16 protein-coding genes are annotated in these 20,485 nt (G+C 70.2%); 9 read left to right on the top strand and 7 right to left on the bottom strand.

What is annotated here, in order from left to right:
- Window positions 1–37: 37 nt before the first annotated feature.
- The 3 genes from G4G93_RS20005 to G4G93_RS19995 all read right to left on the bottom strand — a co-directional run bounded on the left by G4G93_RS20005 (window position 38) and on the right by G4G93_RS19995 (window position 4,928).
- Window positions 38–2,200, bottom strand: a complete 2,163-nt coding sequence (locus tag G4G93_RS20005) for a calcium-binding protein (protein ID WP_165086591.1) — start codon at window positions 2,198–2,200, stop codon at window positions 38–40.
- 56 nt (window positions 2,201–2,256) lie between these two features.
- A complete protein-coding gene (locus tag G4G93_RS20000; RefSeq protein ID WP_165086590.1) occupies window positions 2,257–2,727 on the bottom strand; it encodes a hypothetical protein in 471 nt (156 codons plus the stop codon).
- Between the two features lie 1,460 nt (window positions 2,728–4,187).
- Window positions 4,188–4,928 carry a ParA family protein gene (locus G4G93_RS19995; protein WP_165086589.1) on the bottom strand — a complete coding sequence of 247 codons (741 nt, stop codon included), beginning with the start codon at window positions 4,926–4,928 and terminating at the stop codon, window positions 4,188–4,190.
- A gap of 586 nt (window positions 4,929–5,514) precedes the next feature.
- On the opposite strand from G4G93_RS19995, the gene G4G93_RS19990 reads away from it, so the two are divergent.
- The 4 genes from G4G93_RS19990 to dksA all read left to right on the top strand — a co-directional run bounded on the left by G4G93_RS19990 (window position 5,515) and on the right by dksA (window position 9,303).
- Window positions 5,515–5,889, top strand: coding sequence for a hypothetical protein (locus tag G4G93_RS19990; RefSeq protein WP_165086588.1), 375 nt, complete (start codon window positions 5,515–5,517; stop codon window positions 5,887–5,889).
- A gap of 419 nt (window positions 5,890–6,308) precedes the next feature.
- Complete coding sequence (locus tag G4G93_RS19985; protein ID WP_165086587.1) at window positions 6,309–7,685, top strand: MBOAT family protein; 1,377 nt, start codon at window positions 6,309–6,311, stop codon at window positions 7,683–7,685.
- A 13-nt stretch (window positions 7,686–7,698) separates the two neighbouring features.
- A complete protein-coding gene (locus tag G4G93_RS19980) occupies window positions 7,699–8,724 on the top strand; it encodes a hypothetical protein (protein WP_165086586.1) in 1,026 nt (341 codons plus the stop codon).
- Between the two features lie 159 nt (window positions 8,725–8,883).
- The gene (gene dksA, locus G4G93_RS19975; protein ID WP_060847286.1) at window positions 8,884–9,303 is read left to right on the top strand and encodes an RNA polymerase-binding protein DksA; all 420 of its coding nucleotides are present in this window, start codon (window positions 8,884–8,886) and stop codon (window positions 9,301–9,303) included.
- 462 nt (window positions 9,304–9,765) lie between these two features.
- Here dksA and flgH read toward each other — a convergent pair whose 3' ends face one another.
- Genes flgH through flgF form a run of 4 tightly spaced genes read right to left on the bottom strand, consistent with a single transcriptional unit; the run spans window position 9,766 to window position 13,139 of the window.
- A complete protein-coding gene (gene flgH / locus G4G93_RS19970) occupies window positions 9,766–10,503 on the bottom strand; it encodes a flagellar basal body L-ring protein FlgH (RefSeq protein WP_165086585.1) in 738 nt (245 codons plus the stop codon).
- A 12-nt stretch (window positions 10,504–10,515) separates the two neighbouring features.
- On the bottom strand, window positions 10,516–11,577 hold the full coding sequence (flgA, locus tag G4G93_RS19965) for a flagellar basal body P-ring formation chaperone FlgA (RefSeq protein WP_165086584.1): 1,062 nt from the start codon (window positions 11,575–11,577) through the stop codon (window positions 10,516–10,518).
- Between the two features lie 8 nt (window positions 11,578–11,585).
- Window positions 11,586–12,377, bottom strand: coding sequence for a flagellar basal-body rod protein FlgG (flgG, locus tag G4G93_RS19960; RefSeq protein WP_165086583.1), 792 nt, complete (start codon window positions 12,375–12,377; stop codon window positions 11,586–11,588).
- A gap of 15 nt (window positions 12,378–12,392) precedes the next feature.
- Window positions 12,393–13,139 (bottom strand): flagellar basal-body rod protein FlgF, encoded by a 747-nt coding sequence (flgF, locus tag G4G93_RS19955; RefSeq protein ID WP_165086582.1) that lies wholly within the window; start codon window positions 13,137–13,139, stop codon window positions 12,393–12,395.
- A 278-nt stretch (window positions 13,140–13,417) separates the two neighbouring features.
- On the opposite strand from flgF, the gene fliL reads away from it, so the two are divergent.
- From fliL to G4G93_RS19930, 5 genes are all read left to right on the top strand, one after another.
- Window positions 13,418–13,927, top strand: coding sequence for a flagellar basal body-associated protein FliL (fliL, locus tag G4G93_RS19950; protein ID WP_165086581.1), 510 nt, complete (start codon window positions 13,418–13,420; stop codon window positions 13,925–13,927).
- 27 nt (window positions 13,928–13,954) lie between these two features.
- Window positions 13,955–15,169, top strand: a complete 1,215-nt coding sequence (gene fliM, locus G4G93_RS19945; RefSeq protein ID WP_165086579.1) for a flagellar motor switch protein FliM — start codon at window positions 13,955–13,957, stop codon at window positions 15,167–15,169.
- A 41-nt stretch (window positions 15,170–15,210) separates the two neighbouring features.
- Entirely contained in the window at window positions 15,211–15,846 is a 636-nt protein-coding gene (locus G4G93_RS35545) for a DUF6468 domain-containing protein (RefSeq protein ID WP_206289889.1), read from the top strand.
- Complete coding sequence (locus G4G93_RS19935; protein WP_246736893.1) at window positions 15,843–16,820, top strand: MotE family protein; 978 nt, start codon at window positions 15,843–15,845, stop codon at window positions 16,818–16,820. The genes G4G93_RS35545 and G4G93_RS19935 overlap by 4 nt, the downstream gene beginning before the upstream one ends.
- A gap of 71 nt (window positions 16,821–16,891) precedes the next feature.
- On the top strand, window positions 16,892–20,308 hold the full coding sequence (locus G4G93_RS19930; protein WP_165086578.1) for a hypothetical protein: 3,417 nt from the start codon (window positions 16,892–16,894) through the stop codon (window positions 20,306–20,308).
- The last annotated feature ends 177 nt before the right edge of the window (window positions 20,309–20,485 follow it).

Genomic DNA, 20,485 nt, shown 5'->3' with positions numbered 1-20,485 from the left:
AAGTTTCAGGCAAGGTGAGCGCTCCTCGCGCCCCGCATTAGCTGATCTGCTTGGTGCCGTCCGTGAAGTTGATCGTGCTGATGCCCGACACGGTGACGCTCTCGGTCGATCCGAACGCGACGGTGTACGAGCCATTCTGGTTGTTGGTGACGCTGGTGATATCCGATTGCGCCCGATTGCCGATCGACAGGAGGTCGTTGCCGCCGCCGCCGACGATCGTGTCGTTCCCGCTCGCCTTGGAGAGGTAGAACAGATCGTCGCCGCTCGATCCGATCAGTTGAGCGCTGCCGGCCTTGGTATCGACGAAGGTCGAACCGCCCGACGCGCCCACCAGAGTATCGCGACCCGTTCCGGCGTAGAGCGTATCGCCCGCACCGAAAGCCGTCAGCAGGTTGTCGCCTGCGATGGCTTGCAGGGTATCCGCACCGATGCCGCCCGTGAGGGTATCGTGGCCCGTCGACAGCCCGCTCGTCGCGAGGGCGTTACCGCCGCTGCCCGCCGTGAGCTTCGAAGCGCCGCCGCCGTAAAGCGTGTCCTGACCCGTGCCACCCTGCAGGATGTTCGCGCCGGAGCCCGCCACGAGGACGTTGTTGCCGGTGGAGGCCGTCAGCGTATCGGCTCCGGTGCCACCGATCAGGAAGTCGTTTCCGCCGACCGCATTGATCTGGTTGGTGCCGTTGCTGCCGATCAGCGTGTCGTTGCCGGCGCCGCCAGTCAGCGTGTTCTGACCGCCGAGCGAGGTCATCAGGAAGTTGCCGCCGGACCCGGCGGTCATTTGCGTGTTGCCGCCGCCGAACAAGGTGTCGTGACCCGTTCCGCCTTGCAGGATGTTGGCGCCGGAGCCGGCGTACAGGATATTGTCCCCGCTGAGTGCGGTCAGCGTATCGGCTCCGGTGCCGCCATAGAGTTGGTCGGTGCCGTTCCCGGTTGCGAAGAGCCGGTTGGCACCGGTCTGCGCGACGAGAATGTCGCTGCCCGAGCCGCCCGTCAGCGTGTTGCTGCCACCGGCATTCGCCAGCAGGAAGCTCCCGCCGGACCCGGCGATCATGTTGGTGTTGCCGCCGGCGAACAGGGTGTCGTGACCCGTGCCGCCCTGCAGCAGGTTCGCGCCCGACCCCGCGTACAGCAGGTTGTCGCCGCCGATGGCCGTCAGAGTGTCCGCGCCGGTGCCGCCGTAGAGCTGATCGGTTCCGGTGCCCACCGCAAGCAGCAGGTTCGTGCCGTTCGTGGCAACGAGGGTGTCGCTGCCCGATCCGCCTTGCAGCGTGTTCTGACCGCCGGCGGAATTGAACAGGAACGTGCCCCCGGTTCCGGCGAGCATCTTGGTGTTGCCACCGCCGAACAGCGTATCGTGACCCGTGCCGCCCTGGAGCAGGTTCGCACCCGATCCGGCGCGCAGCACGTTGTCGCCGTTGACGGCCGTGAGCGTGTCGGCGCCCGTCCCACCGTAGAGCTGGTCGGAGCCGGTGCCGCCGGTGGTGAGCTGGTTGTTGCCCGACTCGGCGATCAGCACATCGCTGCCGGCGCCGCCGGTGAGCGTGTTGCTGCCCCCGATATTGGTGAACAGGGTGTTGCCGCCGCTGCCGGCGATCATCTGGCTCTGGCCGCCGCCAATCAGGGTGTCGTGGCCCGCGCCGCCCTGCAGCAGGTTCTTGCCCGAGCCGGCATACAGAATGTTGTCGCCGCCGCCGTTCGCCTGAAGCGTATCCTGGCCAGACCCGCCATACAGACGGTTGCTGCCCCCGCCCGAGGTGATGAGGTGATTTCCACCGCTCACGCCCGCCAGCAGGGTGTCGTTGCCGGATCCGCCCTGAATCGTGTTGGCGCCGGCGCCGCCCTGCACGTAGCTGGCGCCCGAGCCGACGATCACCTGAACGCTGGCACTGCCCTCGACGACGATCGTTCCGGGCTCCACCCCCGTGGCGATCACCATGTTGTTGGTGGGGCCGACGTTGAGGAACTGATTGTTGCCGTTCGCCACCAGCAGTTCGGTGTTGGTGCCCGAAAGATCGAGGGCGCGCGGCGAGCCGTCCTCGTTGACGAACGTGCTCTTGTAGAAGTCGACCAGCCCGGAACCGTCCGGCGCGACGGCGCCGGAGGCGATGAGGGCTTGCCGGATCGCCGCAGCGACGGACGGATCATCGTTGATCGCAACCGCTTGATCCAGCGTAACCTGGCCAGTCTCGTAGGTCCCCGACATGCTTATTCCCCTCGTGTCGTATATTTGTTTGATTGTTTGACGGAATCGCTTCCAGTCTATCGAAGACTAGAGGATCGAAAAACGCGCACGCGGCTGGCGCGCGTTTCAGCTGGCTGAGCCGTTGGAGGTCGGATCGCGGTATTCTCGCTCTGGACCTTGCCCTTTGTTGTAGGAACAAGGGCAATTTTGAGACCAACGAGCGGATCGACACCCGCGCCACTGATCAATTCCAAGGTATTCCCTCGCGCTGTCTCGACGGTTGATCCGAGGAACAACGCGTCGACATGGAGCGTGAGGAATTGAGCCGCATTGCCGGCGAGTCGAAAGCGGATACCCAAGAGAGGGCGATACTGCCCACGGGTACCCGCATATTCGCCACGCAGCCAGGGAGTCCAGCCACCGTCTTTGCCACCGACAAGAACTTGGTATTCGAGACGGAGCGTTGCCCCAGGGGCATTGAGCCGGATTTCCAGCCCCTCGATCGGCGCAGGCTCACTGGGCCCGGCGACCCACTTGTCGCCACCCACCGGGACGTCACCGCGGCGAGAGACGTGCGCTGTGCCGACCAGTTCGACTCCTGAGGGTCCTGCGGATCCGACAGGTCCTGGAGACGACACGGGTTCCCCGCGCTGCGGCGATGCTGCTTGCCCAGTGACAAGCGCTTCGAGCCGCAGTTCCACCTCACCCGCCCGCGCTCCAGTGGCAGAAACGACAGCGACCTGCACTGTCGATGCCTGCTCGGCCCTGATGACGAGACATCCCCCCGGCGCACTGATCGTATCTGCGGCGTCGAAGGGCGATGATATAATCTGCACATATCGCCGGGTTTCGCTCGGAACGCGAACTTCCACTACCGGCGGAGTGCCGCGGGAAAGTGATTTAATGTATTGTAAAACAAATAGGCCGGCCTGGACTGAAAGCGGGCTTACCTGATCCTCACCCATCACTTCGGCCTATTCCCTCGCACTTCGCGAATCTGAGTTACGGAGCACTCATATGGGAATCTGATGATTGGGTCAATCGTGATTTCATGTCCTGGAAGTGCATCAACTGTTGACGATTCGTGTACGGAAAGATCTCAAGTGCGCAGCCAAGCGATGACGGAACCGATCGCCTATCCGACATCACGTGATTTACAGTGTAAAAAAAACTGTCTAAACCACAAAAATGCAACACCTCCGGGGACGACTGCGAAGTTTTGGACATGTTGTCAATTCGAGTACGGGAATTTCGCTTCTCCCGCCGGGTGAAATGCTCTCTGACTCTTGAGGCTTAACCCGTTCGGGGTATCCTCCAATAGGAGTAGCGCCTCCGATTGCGAAATGCCCGATCGGGGACCAGGATAGCCTCGTCTTGGAGGCTGACGCAGGGCTCCCATAGGCCCCGATGGTTGCGGTGCTGCGCCATGACGGCATCTCGGGGTACATTCCGCTTCGTGATGGAGCACAAGGCTTGACGTCTGGGTAGGCGGTCCGCGCCGCTGGCGTCGGGACCGTGTCCGACGCTCGCCCGAGAGACCCGATAGGATGCGCGGCGCCCGGGCCGGGCTAGAGCGGCGCCCAATCGCGTTGCCATCGAACGCTGCCCTCGATCTGCGATTCCGCTGAATTCTCTGCGACGAGGCGATATCCGCTTCCGTCGCAAAATGCTCCAGGGCGGCGTGTGCGAACGGCTCGCGCCCGACGAGGGCCGATCGCGAGCTTTCCGGGCCCTGGCGCGCCGCCGTGCCGACCGCATGTCGCGCGTGATTGGCCTCGGTTGGGCCGATGCCGTCACGGTGGAGCTCGGCGAGCCCGAGGGAGTGCGGCTGGATCCGCCGCGACCGTCGGCTCGCCGGCGATCATGGAGCGACCGCGTCCTCTTCTGCGCTCGCCTCCTTCGTCCTCGCCCCCGGCATGATCCTCGTCAGGCGACTTGCACGCACCCGACCAGACAGGGGCCGAACCATGCCGTTCTTATACGTCCGCAGTGCAGCGGCAGCCTCGTCTTACGTGCGGGCGATCTGGCCGAGCAGGAAGTCGGCGACGGCACGGATCTCGCTCGCCGCGTTGCTGGCGGGCGCCGCCGTGGTCACCGTCACGCCCTGCGTGAATGCCCGGACATAATATGCGTCATGACTGAGTGCCGGACTCACCGTTTCCCCGAGCGCTCCTAACTCCTCACCGATCTGCTGCCCCTCGGGGGTCTCCCGCTCCACGCGTGTCGGCACGAGCACGACCCGAGGGTGATTGCGATTGTCGTTCTTGAGGTGATCGGTGATTGCCGTAAGGGTGTTGCGAACCGAGTTCAGATCAAGGCTCGAGGGGCCGCACGGGACGAGGACGATGTCCGCCACATCGATCGCGGCACGAAAGACCGGCCCGAGCCCTGCCGGTGTGTCGACGATGGTCACGTCCGCCTGTTGCTTGAGCACATTGCGCAGCCACTGCGACACGGTACCACTCGTGATAAGCTCCGCGCGGACGTGAAAACCAAGCTTGCGCGGCAAGGACCAGGCACTGGCGGAAGCCTGTGGGTCGGCGTCGATCAAGCTAACCTTCATTTTTCTCTGGCGCAACTCTCCTGACAAGTTGACTGCCAGCGTCGTCTTGCCGACCCCGCCTTTTTGCTGGACCACGGATACAACGAACATGCTGTCTGGCTCTCGGTCGAGATAAGGCCCAGGGAAACGGGCGCCTGCGGAGGTGAGGGTGAACGGCAAAGCCTTGAGGTCATTGGACGCTGCCATACTGGCGATCCTGCCTCAATGGCCATGTCGCACCTGCCGATCGGTGAGGCCGACATTGTGGCGTCTGCGTCGCATCACTGAAGTCGACTCGTTCGCGTCGTCGGGTTTCCCCAGGTGCCTCGTATTCGACCCCCGTCCCCATCCGACCGGTGAAGCGGGTCCTTCTGTCTCGGATCTGCCCGCTGCGCCACCGCTCACATCCATCGTGTCCCGTTCGAGCGATCGGTGGCGACGATCATACGGCCCCAGTCTTGCCCCGGACTGTGCCTTTTCGTAACGAGGATTCTTGAGAGAGGGCCGGCCAGGTGCTGACGCGGACCATCGCATACCTGGTTGTCCTGACGACGGATCGTACGGAGCCTGCGGCGCGCTTTCCCGGTCGTCGTCTGCGCCCCATCGGCGCGTCGCGGACCGACAGGCTTCGCTCCTTCCGGACCGCCCGGCACAAAGGCGACGTCCGGGGCGCGAGGATCACGTGCCGATCTTGCGCTGGATCGATCCGACTCGACGCTTCGCTGCTTTCCCATCGTCGTTCTCGTCGCATTGCCCATATCCGGGGCCGGACCACAGCCAAGGAGCATCGTGAATGAATACCGGCAACCGAGGAGGATCCGACGTCACGATCTTCCGCGTAGGCGGCGACGGGAATCTGGAGCGGACCGAAAGCCGGTCCGTCGGCCGCCCAGCCGAGTGGAACGCAACGGGCGATATCAAGGTATATTTAATCGTCTCACGCTTCGAGTCGGACCACGCCTTGACATATTTGTTTTGTCACGGCCCTCGATCGGTAGCTCATGTGCAGGAATTCGTCGACCGTCATCCGGACCGCTTCCGCGGAAGCAATGCCGTCGTCGAGCTTGCCGAGAATTATTTTAATTTATCGCAGGCAAAGCATCGCGCCGTTGCGCTGCGGACGTGGCTCGGCAACGTGAACGTTATTTTTCCTCCCGTAAAACTCTGATCGTCACGATAAAATTCGCAAAGAACACGACTGAAGAAGCGGCGCATCCGCCGGCTTGTCCCGGGATAGCGCCGCTCCTGGATCTCGCGCCACAGGGCCGTCGCGGTCTCGCAGCCCTCGCCGATCCGGCCCGTCAGGCCCGCAAAGGCCGGATCAGGGAGGTTCGGTCCGGCGCCACGGCACGGGCGATCCCGAGCTTCGGCTCGCGGGCGGCGGACCTCGTCGGCGATGGACTGCCATCGCTACCCGCGAACGAGGCAGCCCGCCCTCGAAGGGTCGCCTGCCGGTATGACCCGGGTCCGGAGCCGCGGGGCGCAGCCCCCGGGCGTTGACGCGTCATCCCCGATCTCCCACAACGGCGCCCGTTCGAAGACGGGCGGCCTTGGTGTCGCCGCAAGACCCGCGTCACCCCGGCCTCGATGCTGTTCAACTCCTTTCCGTTCCTCCTCGGCTTCCTGCCGGTCGCCCTCGCCCTCCACGCCGTCGTGGCCCTCCACCGGCCGGGCTGGCGGCTGCCGCTGCTGGTCGGGCTCTCGCTCGTCTTCTACGGCTGGTGGGATCCGCGCTTCGTGCCGCTGCTGGTCGCCTCGATCGGATTGAACTGGCTCGTCGCCCGCTGGTTCGGGCGGAGCCGCGCGGCGCTCCTGATCCCGCTCGCCATCGCGGCGAACCTCGCGGTCCTGGCCTTGTTCAAGTATGCGGGGTTCCTCGCCGGCCTCGCGGCGGTCCTGCCGGGGCTCCACGACTTAGCCCGGCCGAGCCTCGCCCTGCCGCTCGGCATCTCGTTCTTCACCTTCCATCACGTGATGTATCTGACCGACCTGCGCGCCGGCCGGGCGCCGCAGATGGACCTGACGCGCTACGCCCTCTACATCGCGTTCTTCCCCCAGGTGCTCGCCGGCCCGCTGGTGCGCTGGAGCGAGATCCTCCACCAGTTCGACGAGAAGCCCTATGCCCGGCCGGACGCCGCCGAGCGGATCGGCCGCGGGCTGATGCTGCTCTGCCTCGGGCTGGCCAAGAAGGTGTTCCTCGGCGATCCGCTCGCGGCCTACGCCAACCCGGTCTTCGAGGCCGCCGCCGCCGGCAAGGTCGTGAGCGTCACGGAAGCGTGGCAGGGCACGCTCGCCTTCACGTTCCAGATCTATTTCGACTTCTCCGGCTACACCGACATGGCGCTCGGCCTCGCGCTGCTGTTCGGGATCGTGCTGCCGCAGAACTTCGACGTGCCCTATCGCGCCATCTCGCTGCAGGATTTCTGGCGGCGCTGGCACATGACCCTGTCGCGGTTCCTGCGCGACTACCTCTACATCCCGTTCGGCGGCAACCGCCGGGGCCTCGCCGTGCAGATCGGCGCGCTCTTCGCCACCATGACGCTCGGCGGCCTGTGGCACGGCGCCGGCCTCACCTTCGTCGCCTGGGGGGCGGCGCACGGGGCCGGGCTCGGGGCCGGCCTGCTGTGGCGCCGGGCCGGGCTGCCGATGCCGGTCCTCCTCGGCTGGGCCCAGACCTTCGCCTTCGTGGCGCTGACCTGGGTGCTGTTCCGCGCCACCAGCTTCGAGGCAGCTTTGGCGGTGTTCAAGGGGTTGTTCGGCCTCGCGCCGGCCGGGCACGGCTTCAAGTGGCGGGCCTTCGTGCCCGCCGCCCTGGTGGCACTGGTCGGCCCGACGGCGTGGGCAGCGGTCCACCGCCTGCCGCCGCGGCCGGCTTTGGCGATCGCCTTCGCGGTGCTCCTCGTCGCGGTGCTGCTGCGCATCGGCGACGACGCCAACTACGAGTTCATCTACTTCCAGTTCTGAGGGGAGCCGATCGATGCGCGCCGACCCCCTGGATCCCGAGGCCGCGTGGCGCCGCTTCGCCGTCCGCCTGGTGAGCGCGGCGGCCCTGCTGCTCGCCGGCTACCTGGCGCTTGCCCTCGCGGTCGATCCCTACGACACCGGCCGACCGCGGCTCCTCGCCCGCGACGGCGTCCGCCCGCAAGGGCCGCGCACGGCTACGGCGAGCCGGGGCCGCGATCCCGCCTACAGGGCGGCGATCATCGGCAACTCGCACATCCAGCTGATCGCGCCGGAGCGCCTGCGGGCGGCGACCGGGATCCCGTTCGTGCAGCTCTCGGTGCCGGGCACCGGGCCGGGCGAGCAGTTCCGGGTCGCCGACTACTTCCTGCGCCATCACCCCCAGGCGCGGGCCCTGGTGATCGGAGCCGACGCGTTCTGGTGCACCGGCGATCCCGCCCTGCCGCCGCTGCGGCCGTTCCCGTCCTGGCTGCTGGCCGCGGATTGGCCGGGCTACCTGCGCGGCCTCCTGCGCATCACGGTCGCCAGCGAGGTCGTCAACCGCATCGGCTGGGCGATGCGCTCCGCCCCGCGCCGGGCAGCGCCCGACGGCTACTGGGATTACGAGCCGGATTACCTCCGGCTGGGCGATCCGGACATGCCGGAGCGCGTCGCCTCCCGGGCGCAGGCGGCCCCGGACGGACCCGATCCGGGGGAGGGCGGGCCCGGCTTCCCCGCCGCCGCCCGCCTGCGGGCGTTGGCCGACCGCCTGCCCCCTGAGACGGCCCTGGTGCTGGTGTTTCCGCCGGTCGCCCCGGCGACGCGGCCGCGGCCGGGCACGCCCCGGGCCGCGGCGGCCGACTCGTGCCGCGCCGCGCTCGCCGCCGCGGTGGCGCCGCGGGGGCGGGTCGTCGACTGGTCCGGCGACCGGCCCGATCTGCACGGGCCCGACCTGTTCTTCGACGGCAGCCACTATCGCCAGCCCGTCGCCCGACGTCTGGAATCGAACATTGCGGCGGCCCTCGGCGGACGGGCGGGTGGTGCAGATGGTTCAGGACCGTGACACGATTGCAGCAGAGGGCCGCCGTCCCCTGGTCCGGTCCTTGCGTGCCCCGCAGGGACATTGTGATGTCGTGCAGCCTCTATTATAGGGCTGCGCCAAGTGGGCTGCGGCCATGCAATCGGCTGCGGTCAGGACAACATCGGTTTTCCGAGGGGCGCGATGGCGAAGATCGTGATCGAGGAGGGCTATGCCCCCAATGACGCCGAGCCCTTCATGAACGAGCGTCAGCGGGAGTATTTTCGCCGCAAGCTCCAGGGTTGGAAGCAAGACATTCTGCGCGAGGCCCAGGACACCCTGGTGGCGTTGCAGAGCGAGAACGAGAATCACCCCGACCTGACCGACCGCGCCTCGTCCGAGACCGATCGGGCGATCGAATTGCGGGCGCGCGACCGGCAGCGGAAGCTGATCGCCAAGATCGACGCGGCCCTGTCTCGGATCGAGGACGGCTCCTACGGCTATTGCGAGGAGACCGGCGAGCCGATCTCGCTCAAGCGCCTGGAGGCCCGCCCGATCGCGACGCTCTCGCTCGAGGCCCAGGAGCGCCACGAGCGCCGGGAGCGGGTGTACCGGGACGATTGAGGGTTCGCGGCTTCGGCTGGATCGACCGCTCCCGACGCCCGCGCCAAAACCCTCCCTCACGGAACTCGGGCTTGCCCGGGTTCCGCATCGCCGTGGCCGAGTTGGGCAAGCCCAACTTGGGACGGGGAGGGTGTATCCTGCGTCAGCAGGGGCCGGGAGACGGGCAGCGCCACGCTGATCCAGAGGGCGCGCTTCAGAACGGTTCAGTCGTCTCCGCAAACGGCATCCCCTCTCCCGCCCCACATCCGCTGAGGGGGAGGGTCAAGATGCGGGGCGCGAAGCGCCTTTTCCTTGCACCCATGTTGACCTGACGGCCGGGACGGCGCGAGCCGGCACCCCGGTCATGCGCATGTCCGCCTCCAAAACGAGAGCGGCCCCGGCGGGGAGTGCCGGGGCCGCGCCGCGTCCGTGCGGCTCAGGGGGGGAGCGTGCCGCCCGGTGCGGGATCCTTGGCGCCGTTCGCTAGAACGGCAGCACGATGTCGAGGAACTGCTGGCCGTAGCGCGGCTGCTGCACGTCGGTGATCTGGCCGCGGCCGCCATACGCGATGCGGGCCTGGGCGATCTTGCTCGAATCGATGGTGTTGTCGGACTCGATGTCCTCCGGCCGCACCACGCCGCCGACGATCAGTTCGCGTACCTCGAAGTTGATGCGGATCTCCTGGCGGCCTTCCAGCACCAGGTTGCCGTTCGGCAGCACCTGCGTGACGATCGCCGCCACGCTGGTGGTCACCGTCTCGGCCCGCTGCACCGAGCCGGCGCCGTCGTTGGTAGTCGTGGCATCGGTGGCGAGCATCTTCGCCGGGTCGAGGCCGGCGAGCAGCTTGGTCTTCGTCTCGAGGCCGAAGGCGTTGGGCATCCCGAACGATTCGCTGTTCGAGCGCGAGCGCTTGGTCTCGTTGTTGAGGTTGGCCTTGTCGGTGACGTTGATCTTCACCGTGACGAGGTCGCCGACCTTGGCGGCGCGCTGGTCCTTGAAGAAGGCGCGCGAGCCGGTACGCCAGAGCGAGTTCGAGGCGTAGGAGACCGGCTGGACGTCGGGCATCGGCAGCCGCACCGGGCGATAGCCGGGCTGGGCGGTCGGGTCCTCGATCGCCGACAGCACCGGCGTCGCGCCGATCTGGGTGAGCCGGTCGGCGGTGTTGCAGCCGGCGAGCAGCGCGCCGGCGAGGCCGACGAGGGCGAGACGGGAGACGGACATCTCAGGCCCTCCTCACGGCCGGGCCGAGGCGACGCGGCCGGGCACGGCCGCCGCCGTCACCGGCATGATCGGCGCCACGGTGACGCGGCCGGGGCCGATCACGGTGGCCTGGATCACCTTCTTGGAGACCGGGTTGATGACCCCGATCACCGCCCCGAGCGGGCCGCCGTCGCGGGCTTGGCCGCGCAGCGCCAGGGCCACGCCGGGGGTCTCGTACACGATGGTCACCGCCTCGCCGCGGGCGACGAGGTCCGGCCGGCCGAGTTCGCCGGCACGCAGCGCGGTGCCGGCGCCGAGCGGCTTCTGCGCCACCTGGCCGACGAAGGCCGCGGCATCCGCCGCGATGTCCGCCGGCAGGCCCTCGCGCGGGCGCCGCTCGACGGCGATGTCGGGGGCCGCGAGCGTGTCGCCGCGGTTGACCGAGCGGGTCAGCACCGCGACGTCGGCCATTTCCACCACCTGGCCCGACACCCGCAGGGACGCCTGGCGCTCGCCCACCACCACGAGGGCGGTGACCCGGCGGCTGCGCGGATCGTAGGTGACCTCCTGGGCGGTGGCCGCGGCGACGAGGTCCGGCGGCACGGTGAGCACCGGCGGCTCGCCCTCGAAGGCGATCGACGTGAAGCCGGCATCGAGGCCGCGGACCTTGGCGAGCGCCGCCCGGACGGCGCCCTCGATCTCGGGGGCGGCGATGCGGCGGGCCGCGCGCTGCACCGAGATCTGGAGCCGGCCGCCGCTCTCCGGCGCGTCGAGGCCGAGCCCGGCCGCCGCCTCGACGATGCGCCGGACCTGGATGGTACCGGAGGTGCCGAGCGCCGGCGCCCGGAACAGGGCCTTCTGGGCGAGAGCCGGCGGCGCCCCGGCGACGAGGTCGCCGAGCGTGATGACGTCGCGCTCGGCGGTGATGTCGCCCTTGAGCGCGAGGCGCGGGGCCTCGCCGGCCAGGACCGGCAGGGTGAGGGCGCCGAGCGCCAGCAGGGTGAGCGCGGTGCGCGACAGGATGCCGGCGCTGAGAAGCGCGCGGCGTGCCGCGGGCGAATGACGGGTGCGGGCGGGACGAGCGGAACGGATCATTGGGGCGCTCATCCGCGGAACATCTGCGAGGTGGTGGACAGCATCTGGTCGGCGGCGGTCACGACCTTCGAGTTCATCTCGTAGGCGCGCTGCGCGGCGATCAGCGAGGAGATCTCCGAGACCGCGTTGACGTTGGCCTCTTCGAGGTAGCTCTGCTGCAGGTTGCCGAAGCCGTCGGTGCCGGGATTGCCGGTGATCGGCGGCCCCGAGGCCAGGGTCTCGACGAACAGGTTGTCGCCGATCGATTCGAGGCCGACCTTGTTGACGAACCGGGCCATCTGGATCTGGCCGAGATTCTGCGGCGCGGTCTGGCCGGGGATCGTCGCCTGCACGATGCCAGAGGCGCTGATCGTCACGCTGGTGGCGTTGTTCGGCACCGTGATGTTCGGGTTCATCAGGTAGCCTTCGCGGGTGACGATCTGCCCCTGCGAATCGAGGTCGAACGAGCCGTCGCGGGTGTAGGAGGTGCGCCCGTCCGGCATCGTGACCTGGAAGAAGCCCTCGCCGCGCACGGCGATATCGTAGGTCTTCTCGGTCGAGGTCAGGGTGCCCTGCGACATCACCCGGGCGGTCGAGGTGGTCTTCACGCCCGAGCCGAGGGCGAGGCCCGCCGGCAGCTGGTTGTTCTGGTCCGAGGTCGCGCTGCCGGCCCGGCGCAGGTTCTGGTAGAGCAGATCCTGGAAATGCGCCTGCTGGCGCTTGTAGCCGGTGGTGCGCAGGTTCGCGATGTTGTTCGAGATGACCTGGACGTTGAGTTCCTGGGCCGCCATGCCGGTGGCGGCGGCGTAGAGCGCGCGCATCGTGTGGGTGCTCCCTTACGCCGAGCCGACGTCGGCGAGGCGCTGGATCGCCGAGCCGCGCAGGGAATCGAGCCGCGAGACCGTGTCGGAGACGAGCTGGTAGGTGCGGTTCACCTCCAGCATCCGGGTCATCGCCAGCACCGGGCGGACGTTCGAGCGCTCGAGCGCGCCGGGCTCGATCCGCCCCTGCGGGCCCGCCGGTTGCGGCGCCCCGACCGACGAATAGAGGTTCCCGCCGGCATTCGTCAGCGCCTGCGGGTTGGCGAAGGTGACGAGGCGCAAGCGGCCGCGGGTGCCCTGGTTGGTCGAGATCGTCCCGTCCGGCCCGAGTGCGAGCCCGGTCTCCTGCTGGCCGATCTGGATCGGGCCGCCGTCGCCGAGGACGGGGTAGCCGTCGCTCGTCACGATCTGGCCCTGCGCGTTCAGCTCGAAGGCGCCGTTGCGGGTGTAGCGCTCGCCCTGCGGCGTCTGCACGGCGAAGAACGCCTCGCCGCGGATCGCGGCGTTCAGCGGGTTGCCGGTCGCCTCGATCGCCCCCTGCGTGAGGTCGAGCGGCGTGCCCGAATCGATGACGTAGGACAGCTTGCGGTCGGGGCGCTGGAAGGTCTCCGCGCTCGCCTTCGGCATCAGGTATTCCTGGAAGCGTGTCGAGCGCGCCTTGAAGCCCGTCGTGGTGACGTTGGCCATGTTGTTGGCGATGACCTCGAGCTCGCGCCCGAGGGCCATCTGGGACGAGAGCCCGATCAACTGAGCGTTCTGCACCGGCTACTCCCCGACGATGCGTGATGGTGGGCCACCCCGCTCCCCAGCGGCGGACCCGACCTGATGATCGCAGGGGCCGTGCCAGCCGCGGGCACCCGGATTTTCGCTGTCATGGCAAATGCTTGGTTAATCGAGGCGGCCGGGCGGACGCGTCGTTTCGTGCCGACCCGGCAGGTTCGACCGGGCAGAATTTGCCGCCTTAACGGCGCGTTAACCGTCTTCCGCACATTCTCCAGCACGTCCCGGCGACGGGTTTTCCAGGATTTGAGCGGCAGGCGATGGCCAAGAAGCCGAAGAAGACACCGGCTCCGGAGGCCGAGGGCGAGGAGGGCGCCGCCCCCGCCGGCGGGTCGAAGAAGAAGCTGATCATCATCATCGGCGCCGTCCTGCTGCTGGCGGCCGGGGGCGGCGGCGGCTTCATGGTGATGCGCAGCCGCGCGGCCCATGCCGAGAAGCCGGCGGCCGAGCAGAAGCTGCCGGTGGCGTTCATGGACGTCCGCGAGATGACCATGAACCTGCTGCCCGAGCCCGGGCAGACCCAGCCGCGCTTCCTGCGCCTGAAGGTCGCCCTCGAGGTGCGGGATGCCAAAGTGGTGGCCGAGATCCAGCCGCTGATGCCGCGGGTCGAGGACACGTTCCAGGTCTTCGTGCGCGAGTTGCGCGTCGGCGACTTCGAGGCGGCGGGCGGCACCTACCGCCTGCGGGAAGAGCTGCTGCGGCGGGTCAACGTGGCGGTCTACCCCGCCAAGGTCGACGCGGTGCTCTTCAAGGACTTCACCATCCAGTAGGCCTCTCCAGCGAATTTCGGGATTCCCGTGGCCGGACCTGACGACACCATCGACGAGGACGACTGGGCGGCGGCCCTGATCGAGCAAGGCGGCGGCGGCGACGCCTCGCTCGCCGAGGAATGGGGCGCGGCGCTGGCGGAGCAGGGCACCGCCACCCAGGCGAGCGACATGGCGGCCGAATGGGCCAACATGATCGACGAGGGCGAGGCCGAGAACCTCCCCGAGCTCGCCGGCAACGACCGCATCCTGAACCAGGAGGAGATCGACCAGGTCCTCGGGTTCTCGCTGCGCGAGCTCTCGGCCTCGGGCGCCGGCGGCATCCGGGCGATCGTCGATTCGGGCGTCGTCTCGTACGAGCGCCTGCCGATGCTCGAGATCGTCTTCGACCGGATGATCCGGTTGTTGTCGACCTCGTTACGCAACTTCTTCCAGGACAACGTCGAGGTCACCCTCGACAACATCACCTCGGTGCGCTTCGGCGACTACCTGAACGCGATCCCGCTGCCGACCCTGCTCGGGGTGTTCCGGGCCGATGCCTGGGAGAATTCGGGCCTCGTCACGGTCGAGTCGAACCTCGCCTACTCGACCCTCGACCTCCTGCTCGGCGGCAAGCGCGGCGGCACCAGCATCCGCCTCGACGGCCGGCCGTTCACGCCGATCGAGATGCAGCTGGTGCGCCGGATGGTCGAGATCATCCTCGGCGACCTCGAAGCGTCGTTCCAGCCGCTCTCGCCGGTGCGCTTCCTCATCGACCGGATCGAGACCAACCCGCGCTTCGCCACCATCACCCGGCCGGCGAACGCCGCGATCCTGATCGACCTCAAGCTCGACATGGAGGGCCGCGGCGGCCTCCTCCAGATCCTGTTCCCCTACGCCACGATCGAGCCGATCCGTGACCTGCTCCTCCAGAGCTTCATGGGCGAGAAGCTCGGCCGCGACCACATCTGGGAGGGGCACCTCGCCACCGAGATCTTCCAGGCCGACGTCGCCGTCGAAGCGGTCCTGCACGAGGTGTCGCTGCCGCTGCGCCGCGTGCTGTCGCTGGAGGTCGGCGACACGATCATGTTCGACGCCAAGCCCGCCGACCTCATCACCCTGCGCTGCGGCGACTGGGCGATGACGCAGGGGCGGATCGGCCGGCTCGACGACAGCATCGCCGTGCAGGTGACGCGCCCCCTGCGGCGCGCCCGCACCACCTTCGCGGCCTTCGAGGCCTCAATGCAGAACCGCAAGGACGGCTAGCGCCGCATGTCCCTGTCCCTTTTCCGGAGTGAGGCCGTACCGTGAGCCTGATCGTCAGCATCCTGGCCGACCTGCTGGTGGCGGTTCTGCTCGTCGCCTGCATCGCCACCTCGGTCAGCCTCGGGCGCCGCATCACCCGCCTCAAGGGTGACGAGACGGCGATGCGTCAGACCATCGGCGACCTGATGGGGGCGACCGAGTCGGCCGAGCGCGCCATCATGGGCCTGCGCACCACGCTCGCCGAATGCGACCGCACCCTGGCCGAGCGCCTGCGCCTGGCCGAGCGCACCAATGCCGACCTCGCCGCCCAGCTCCAGGCCGGCGACGAGGTGCTGTCCCGCATCGGCCGCATCGTCGCCCAGGCCCGGGCCGCGGCGCCGGGCGAGATGGCGGCCTTCGCCCAGACGCCGGCGGCCTTTGCCCAGGCGCCTGCGGCCTTTGCCCAGGCGCCTGCGGCCTTTACCCAAGCGCCCGGCCCGGTAGCCCAGCCCGGGCCGATGCCGGCCTCCCATGCCCCCGTCCAGCCCACCGCCGTCGCGCCGCAGGCCGCCCCGACGGCGGCGCCCGCGCCCGAGCCGCGGCCGGTCTCGACCAGCGAGCGCCTCGGCGCCGCCGCCGCCGCCGCCCGCGCCCTCAGCGAGCGCGCCCTGAGCCGCCTGCAGGCCCAGGCCGCATGACCCTCGCGCTGCTCCTGCGCCGCTTCGCCGGGCTGCCCCCGACAGCTCCCGATGCCGCAGCACCCGGGGCCGCCGGCACCGGCGCGGCCGCTCCCGCCGCCAGGGCCGCCGCCGCGTCACCGGCTGCGGCGAAACCCGCCGCGCCGAAGCCCGCCGCCGGCACGCTGCCCGCCAAGCTGCCGCAGGCCCCCGCCTCGGTCGCCGTCCTGGTGCAGCGCCTGCTGACGAACGCGGCCTGGCGCGGGCCGCTGATCCGCCTGCGCCTCGTCGACGCGGTGGCGGTAGCGGCCTCGGGGCTGCTGCTCCTGAAGGTGCTGGCCGTCCTCGAGGCCGGCCCCTCGACCGGCGAGCGCTTCGCCGAGATGCTGGTCCATGCCCGTTCGGGCTACGAGCCCCTCGACCCGACGATCACCGGCTCGGTCTCGCCCAAGGAGACGGCCCCGGCGCCGTCCGCGGCGGCGCCCCCGCCCGAGCCGGTGCGGCCGGCCGCCGAGCCGGTCTCGTCCTCCGAGCGGGCGATCCTCGAGAAGCTCGGCGCGCGGCGCGACGCGCTGCAGCAGCGCTCCCGCGACCTCGAGACCCGCGAGCAGCTGATCGAAAATGCCGAGCGCAAGCTCGAGACCCGCATCAACGATCTCAAGATCCTGGAGCAGAAGGGCGATGACGCGGCGGCGAAGCGCGCCGAGGCCGAGGCCGCGGGGCTCAAGTCCCTGGTCACGATGTACGAGACGATGAAGCCGAAGGAGGCCGCCCGGGTCTTCGACCGGCTGAAGCTCGACGTGCTGGTACCGGTGGTGGTCGCCATGAACCCGCGCAAGATGGCCGAGGTGCTGGCGGTGATGCAGCCGGAGGCGGCCGAGCGCCTGACCGTGGCGCTCGCCCAGCGCGCCCGCGGCGCCGGTGGCCCGAAATCCGCCGCCGCGGCCCCGGGCCTCCCCCCCGGCGAGCTGCCGGCGATCGACGGGACGCGCTGAAGCGGGCCCGCTTAATCGCTCATTAGCCCTGTGCCGGCATGGTGCCGCCTCGGGGTTTTCGGGCGGATGCGATGGGTTCGACGGGCAGGAGCCGCCGCGCGGCGGCACTGATCGCGCTGGCGGGGCTGGCCGCCGGAGCGGGCGCGGCCGAGGCGGCCGAACTCGTCGCGATCCAGGGCAGCGAGCAGACGAATTTCGGGCGCATCGCCCTCACCTTCGACCACAACGTCAAGGTGGCCGCCAAGGTCACCGGCGGCGTGCTGGTGGTGAGCTTCCGCGAGCCGGTGACCGGCCAGCGCGACCGCCTGGCCACCGAGATGCCGGCCTACGTGACCCAGGTTCGTCGCGACCCGGACGGCGCCGGCTTTCGCGTCGCGCTCCAGGCGCCCTACAAGATCAACGTGCTGGAGGCCGGCGAGCGGGTCTTCATCGACCTGATGCCCGAGGGCTGGACCGGCCTGCCGCCGGGCCTGCCGCCGGACGTGCTCGCCGACCTGACCCGCCGGGCGGAGGAGCTGAACGAGCGCCTGCGCCGCGAGGCGGCCCGGACCGCGAGGCGCCCGGTTCCCTTGCGCCTCGAAGTGGCGCGCCTGCCGACCCTGACCCGGCTCTCGGTGCGCCTGCCGAAGGACACCGAGGTCGGGTTCGAGCGCGCCGGGTCCGAGATCCGCCTGCGCATCCCCGGCACCTACACGGTCGAGGCCGCCGACGCCCGCGTCGCCCTGCGGCCGGCCGTGACGACGCTCGCCACCGAGACGGGTGCGGAGGCCGCCCGGCTGACCCTGCGGCTCGCCGACGGCACCACGGCCGAGGGCTACCGCGAGGACGATTCCTACGTCCTCGATCTCGTGAAGCCGGCGGGCAAATCCACGTCCGAGAAATCCGCGCCGGAGAAGGCCGCGCCCGAGAAGCCGGTGGCCGAGAAGGCGACCGCCGACAAGCCGGCCGCGCCGGTGGAGAAGGCGCAAGACGCTCCGCCCGCGGCCCCCGCCCCCCCGGCCGGCGCCCGCGCCCCGGCCGAGCCGCCGGCTCCCTCCGGGCCGGTCCAGGCCCGCGTGACCCGGACCGGGCAGGGCCTGCGGATCGCCTTCCCGTTCGCCACCCGGCCTCCGGCGGCCCTGTTCGAGCGCGGCGGCCTCGCCACCCTGGTCTTCGAGACCACCGGGGCGATCGGCCTGCCGGCCTGGCCTGCCGAGGCGCCGGTGAGCCTCGCCGAGGGGCCGAAGATCGAGGGCGCCTTCACGACCTTACGTCTGCGGCTCGATCCCGGCACCCTCGCCCAGCTCGCGGCGGGGGAGGGGCAGGGCTGGGACCTAGTGCTCGGCGACGGCAGCGCGCCGGGCGGCGACGCCCTGGCGCCGCAGCGCAGCGCCGATCCGACCGGCAAGCCCGCGGTGGCGGTGCCGCTCGCCCGCCCCGGCGGCGCGCTGTGGCTCGATCGCGACGGCGAGCGCATCGCCGTGGTGACCGCCCGCGGCCCGCGCATCGCCGGGGTGCCGAAGCGCGGCCGCTTCGTCGAGTTCGAGCTGCTGCCGAGCCGGCAGGGCGTGGCGGTGCTGGCGGCGGCCGACGACATCGCGGTGCGTCCCGGCCTCAACGAGGTGACGATCACCCGGCCCGGCGGCCTGTCGGTCTCGCCGGCGGTGGCGGAGGTGTCGGAGGCCGGCGCGCAATCCGCCTCCACCCTGATGGTGCAGCCGGAGCGCTGGCGCGAGGATCAGCGCGGCGACGTGCGGGCCCGCATCCGCGCCGCGGAGGCCGCCGCCGCCGGGGCCGAGCGGCCGGCCCGCTCCGCCGCGCGCATCGACCTCGCCCGGGTGTTTCTCGCCAACGGCTTGTCGGCCGAGGCCGCCGGGGTGCTGGCCTTCGCGACCCGGGAGGACGCGGCCCTGGCCGCCGAGCGGCCGGTGCGTCTGCTCTCGGCCATCGCCGCCTTGGGGCTGGGGCAGGAGGCGCGTGCGGCCGGCCTCCTCCCCGCCGACAGCAAGCAGGCACAGGACCCGGAGCTGCGGTTGTGGCGCGGCCTCGTCGATGCGCGCGGTCGGCGCAGCGCCGCCGCGCTCGCCGCCTTCAAGTCCGGCCTCCCGGTGATCGAGGCCTATCCCGACGACCTGCAGCTGACCTTCTACCTGGCGGCGGCCGAGGCGGCGCTCGATGCCAAGGACCCGGCCTTCGCCCAGCGGGCGATCACCGCCGTGACGCCGCTGGTCGAGGGGGCGCTGCCGCGCGACCGGCTCGCCTTCCTCAGGGCGCGGTTCTCCGAGGCGATCGGCCAGGATGGCGAGGCACGCCGTGCCTACCAGCAGATCGCCGAGACCGCCGCCCCGCCGGTGGCCGTCCAGGCGATCCTGCGGCTGGTCGATCTCGGCCGGGCCTCCGGCACGATGACGCCCGAGGCGGCGGTCGACCGGCTCGAACGCCTGACGCTGATGTGGCACGGCGACGCGGAGGCCGGGGCCTTCGCCCGGCTCGGCCAGCTCTATGCCGGGGCCGGCCGCTGGCGCGAGGCCTTCGCGACCGCCCGCAAGGCCAACAGGCTCTATCCGGACCACCCGGCGACCCGCGGCCTGCACGACGACATGGTGGCGCTGTTCTCAGGCCTGTTCCTGTCGGATCGCGGCGACAGCCTGGGGCGGATCGAGGCCCTGGCGCTGTTCTACGACTTCAAGGAGTTCACCCCGGTCGGCCGCCAGGGCGACGAGATCGTGCGGCGGCTGGCCGACCGCCTCGTCGCCCTCGACCTCCTCGACGCCGCCGGCGACCTCCTCCAGCACCAGGTCGACAATCGCCTCACCGGCGCGGCGCGGGCGAGCGTGGCGGCGCGGCTCGCCACCGTGCGGCTGATGGAGGGCGAGCCGCTCAAAGCCCTCAAGGTCCTGCAGAACACCCGCCTGCCCGAGTTGCCGGGGCAGATCCGCGACGCGCGCCTGCTGCTGGAGGCCCGCGCCCTGTCCGACCTGTCGCGCACCGACCTCGCTCTCGAACTGCTCGACGGCAATGCGAGCCTGGAGGCGGCGCACCTGCGCGGCGACATCCTGTGGGGCGCCCGCCGCTGGCGCGAGGCCGGGGAGGCGCACGAGGCCCTGCTCGGCGCCCGCTGGCGCGATCCGGGTCCCCTGTCCGACACCGAGCGCAACGACGTGATGCGGGCGGCGATCGGCTACGCGCTGGCCGAGGACAGCTTGAGCCTCGACCGCCTGCGCACGAAATACACCCCGAAGATGGCCGACAGCCCGGATGCCCGCACGTTCGGCCTCGTCGCCGCCCCGAACGCCGCCGGCACCGCGGCCTTCCGCAACCTCGTGCGCCAGGCGACCAGCGCCGAGACCCTGACCGAATTCCTGCGCGCCTACCGCGCGCGCTACCCCGAGAGCGCCACGCCGGAACGGCCGAAGCCGGGGCAGGACGGCACGCCCGCCGCGGGGCCTCAACCCGGCGGGAGCCCGGCCCCCGAGGCCCGCGGCAGCGGCGGGCCGGCGCCGGGCTGAAGCCCCGCGCGATCCGTCCGGCCGACCGCCCGTCGGCGCCGGCTTGTCGCGGTTGCCGGATCCGGAACGTCGTGGCGCCGGTAACGGCTGACGCCGGGGCTCCGCATCAGGTGAAGCCTTCGAGCATACACGCTTGGCGCCCGACGGCCCGGACCTTGGCGGTCGGGCCGGATCCGA

Origin of the sequence: Methylobacterium sp. DB0501, assembly GCF_011043735.1 — a bacterium.
In the GTDB taxonomy this organism is placed as follows: Bacteria; Pseudomonadota; Alphaproteobacteria; order Rhizobiales; family Beijerinckiaceae; genus Methylobacterium; species Methylobacterium alsaeris.
This window is presented reverse-complemented; position numbering and strand designations above follow the sequence as displayed.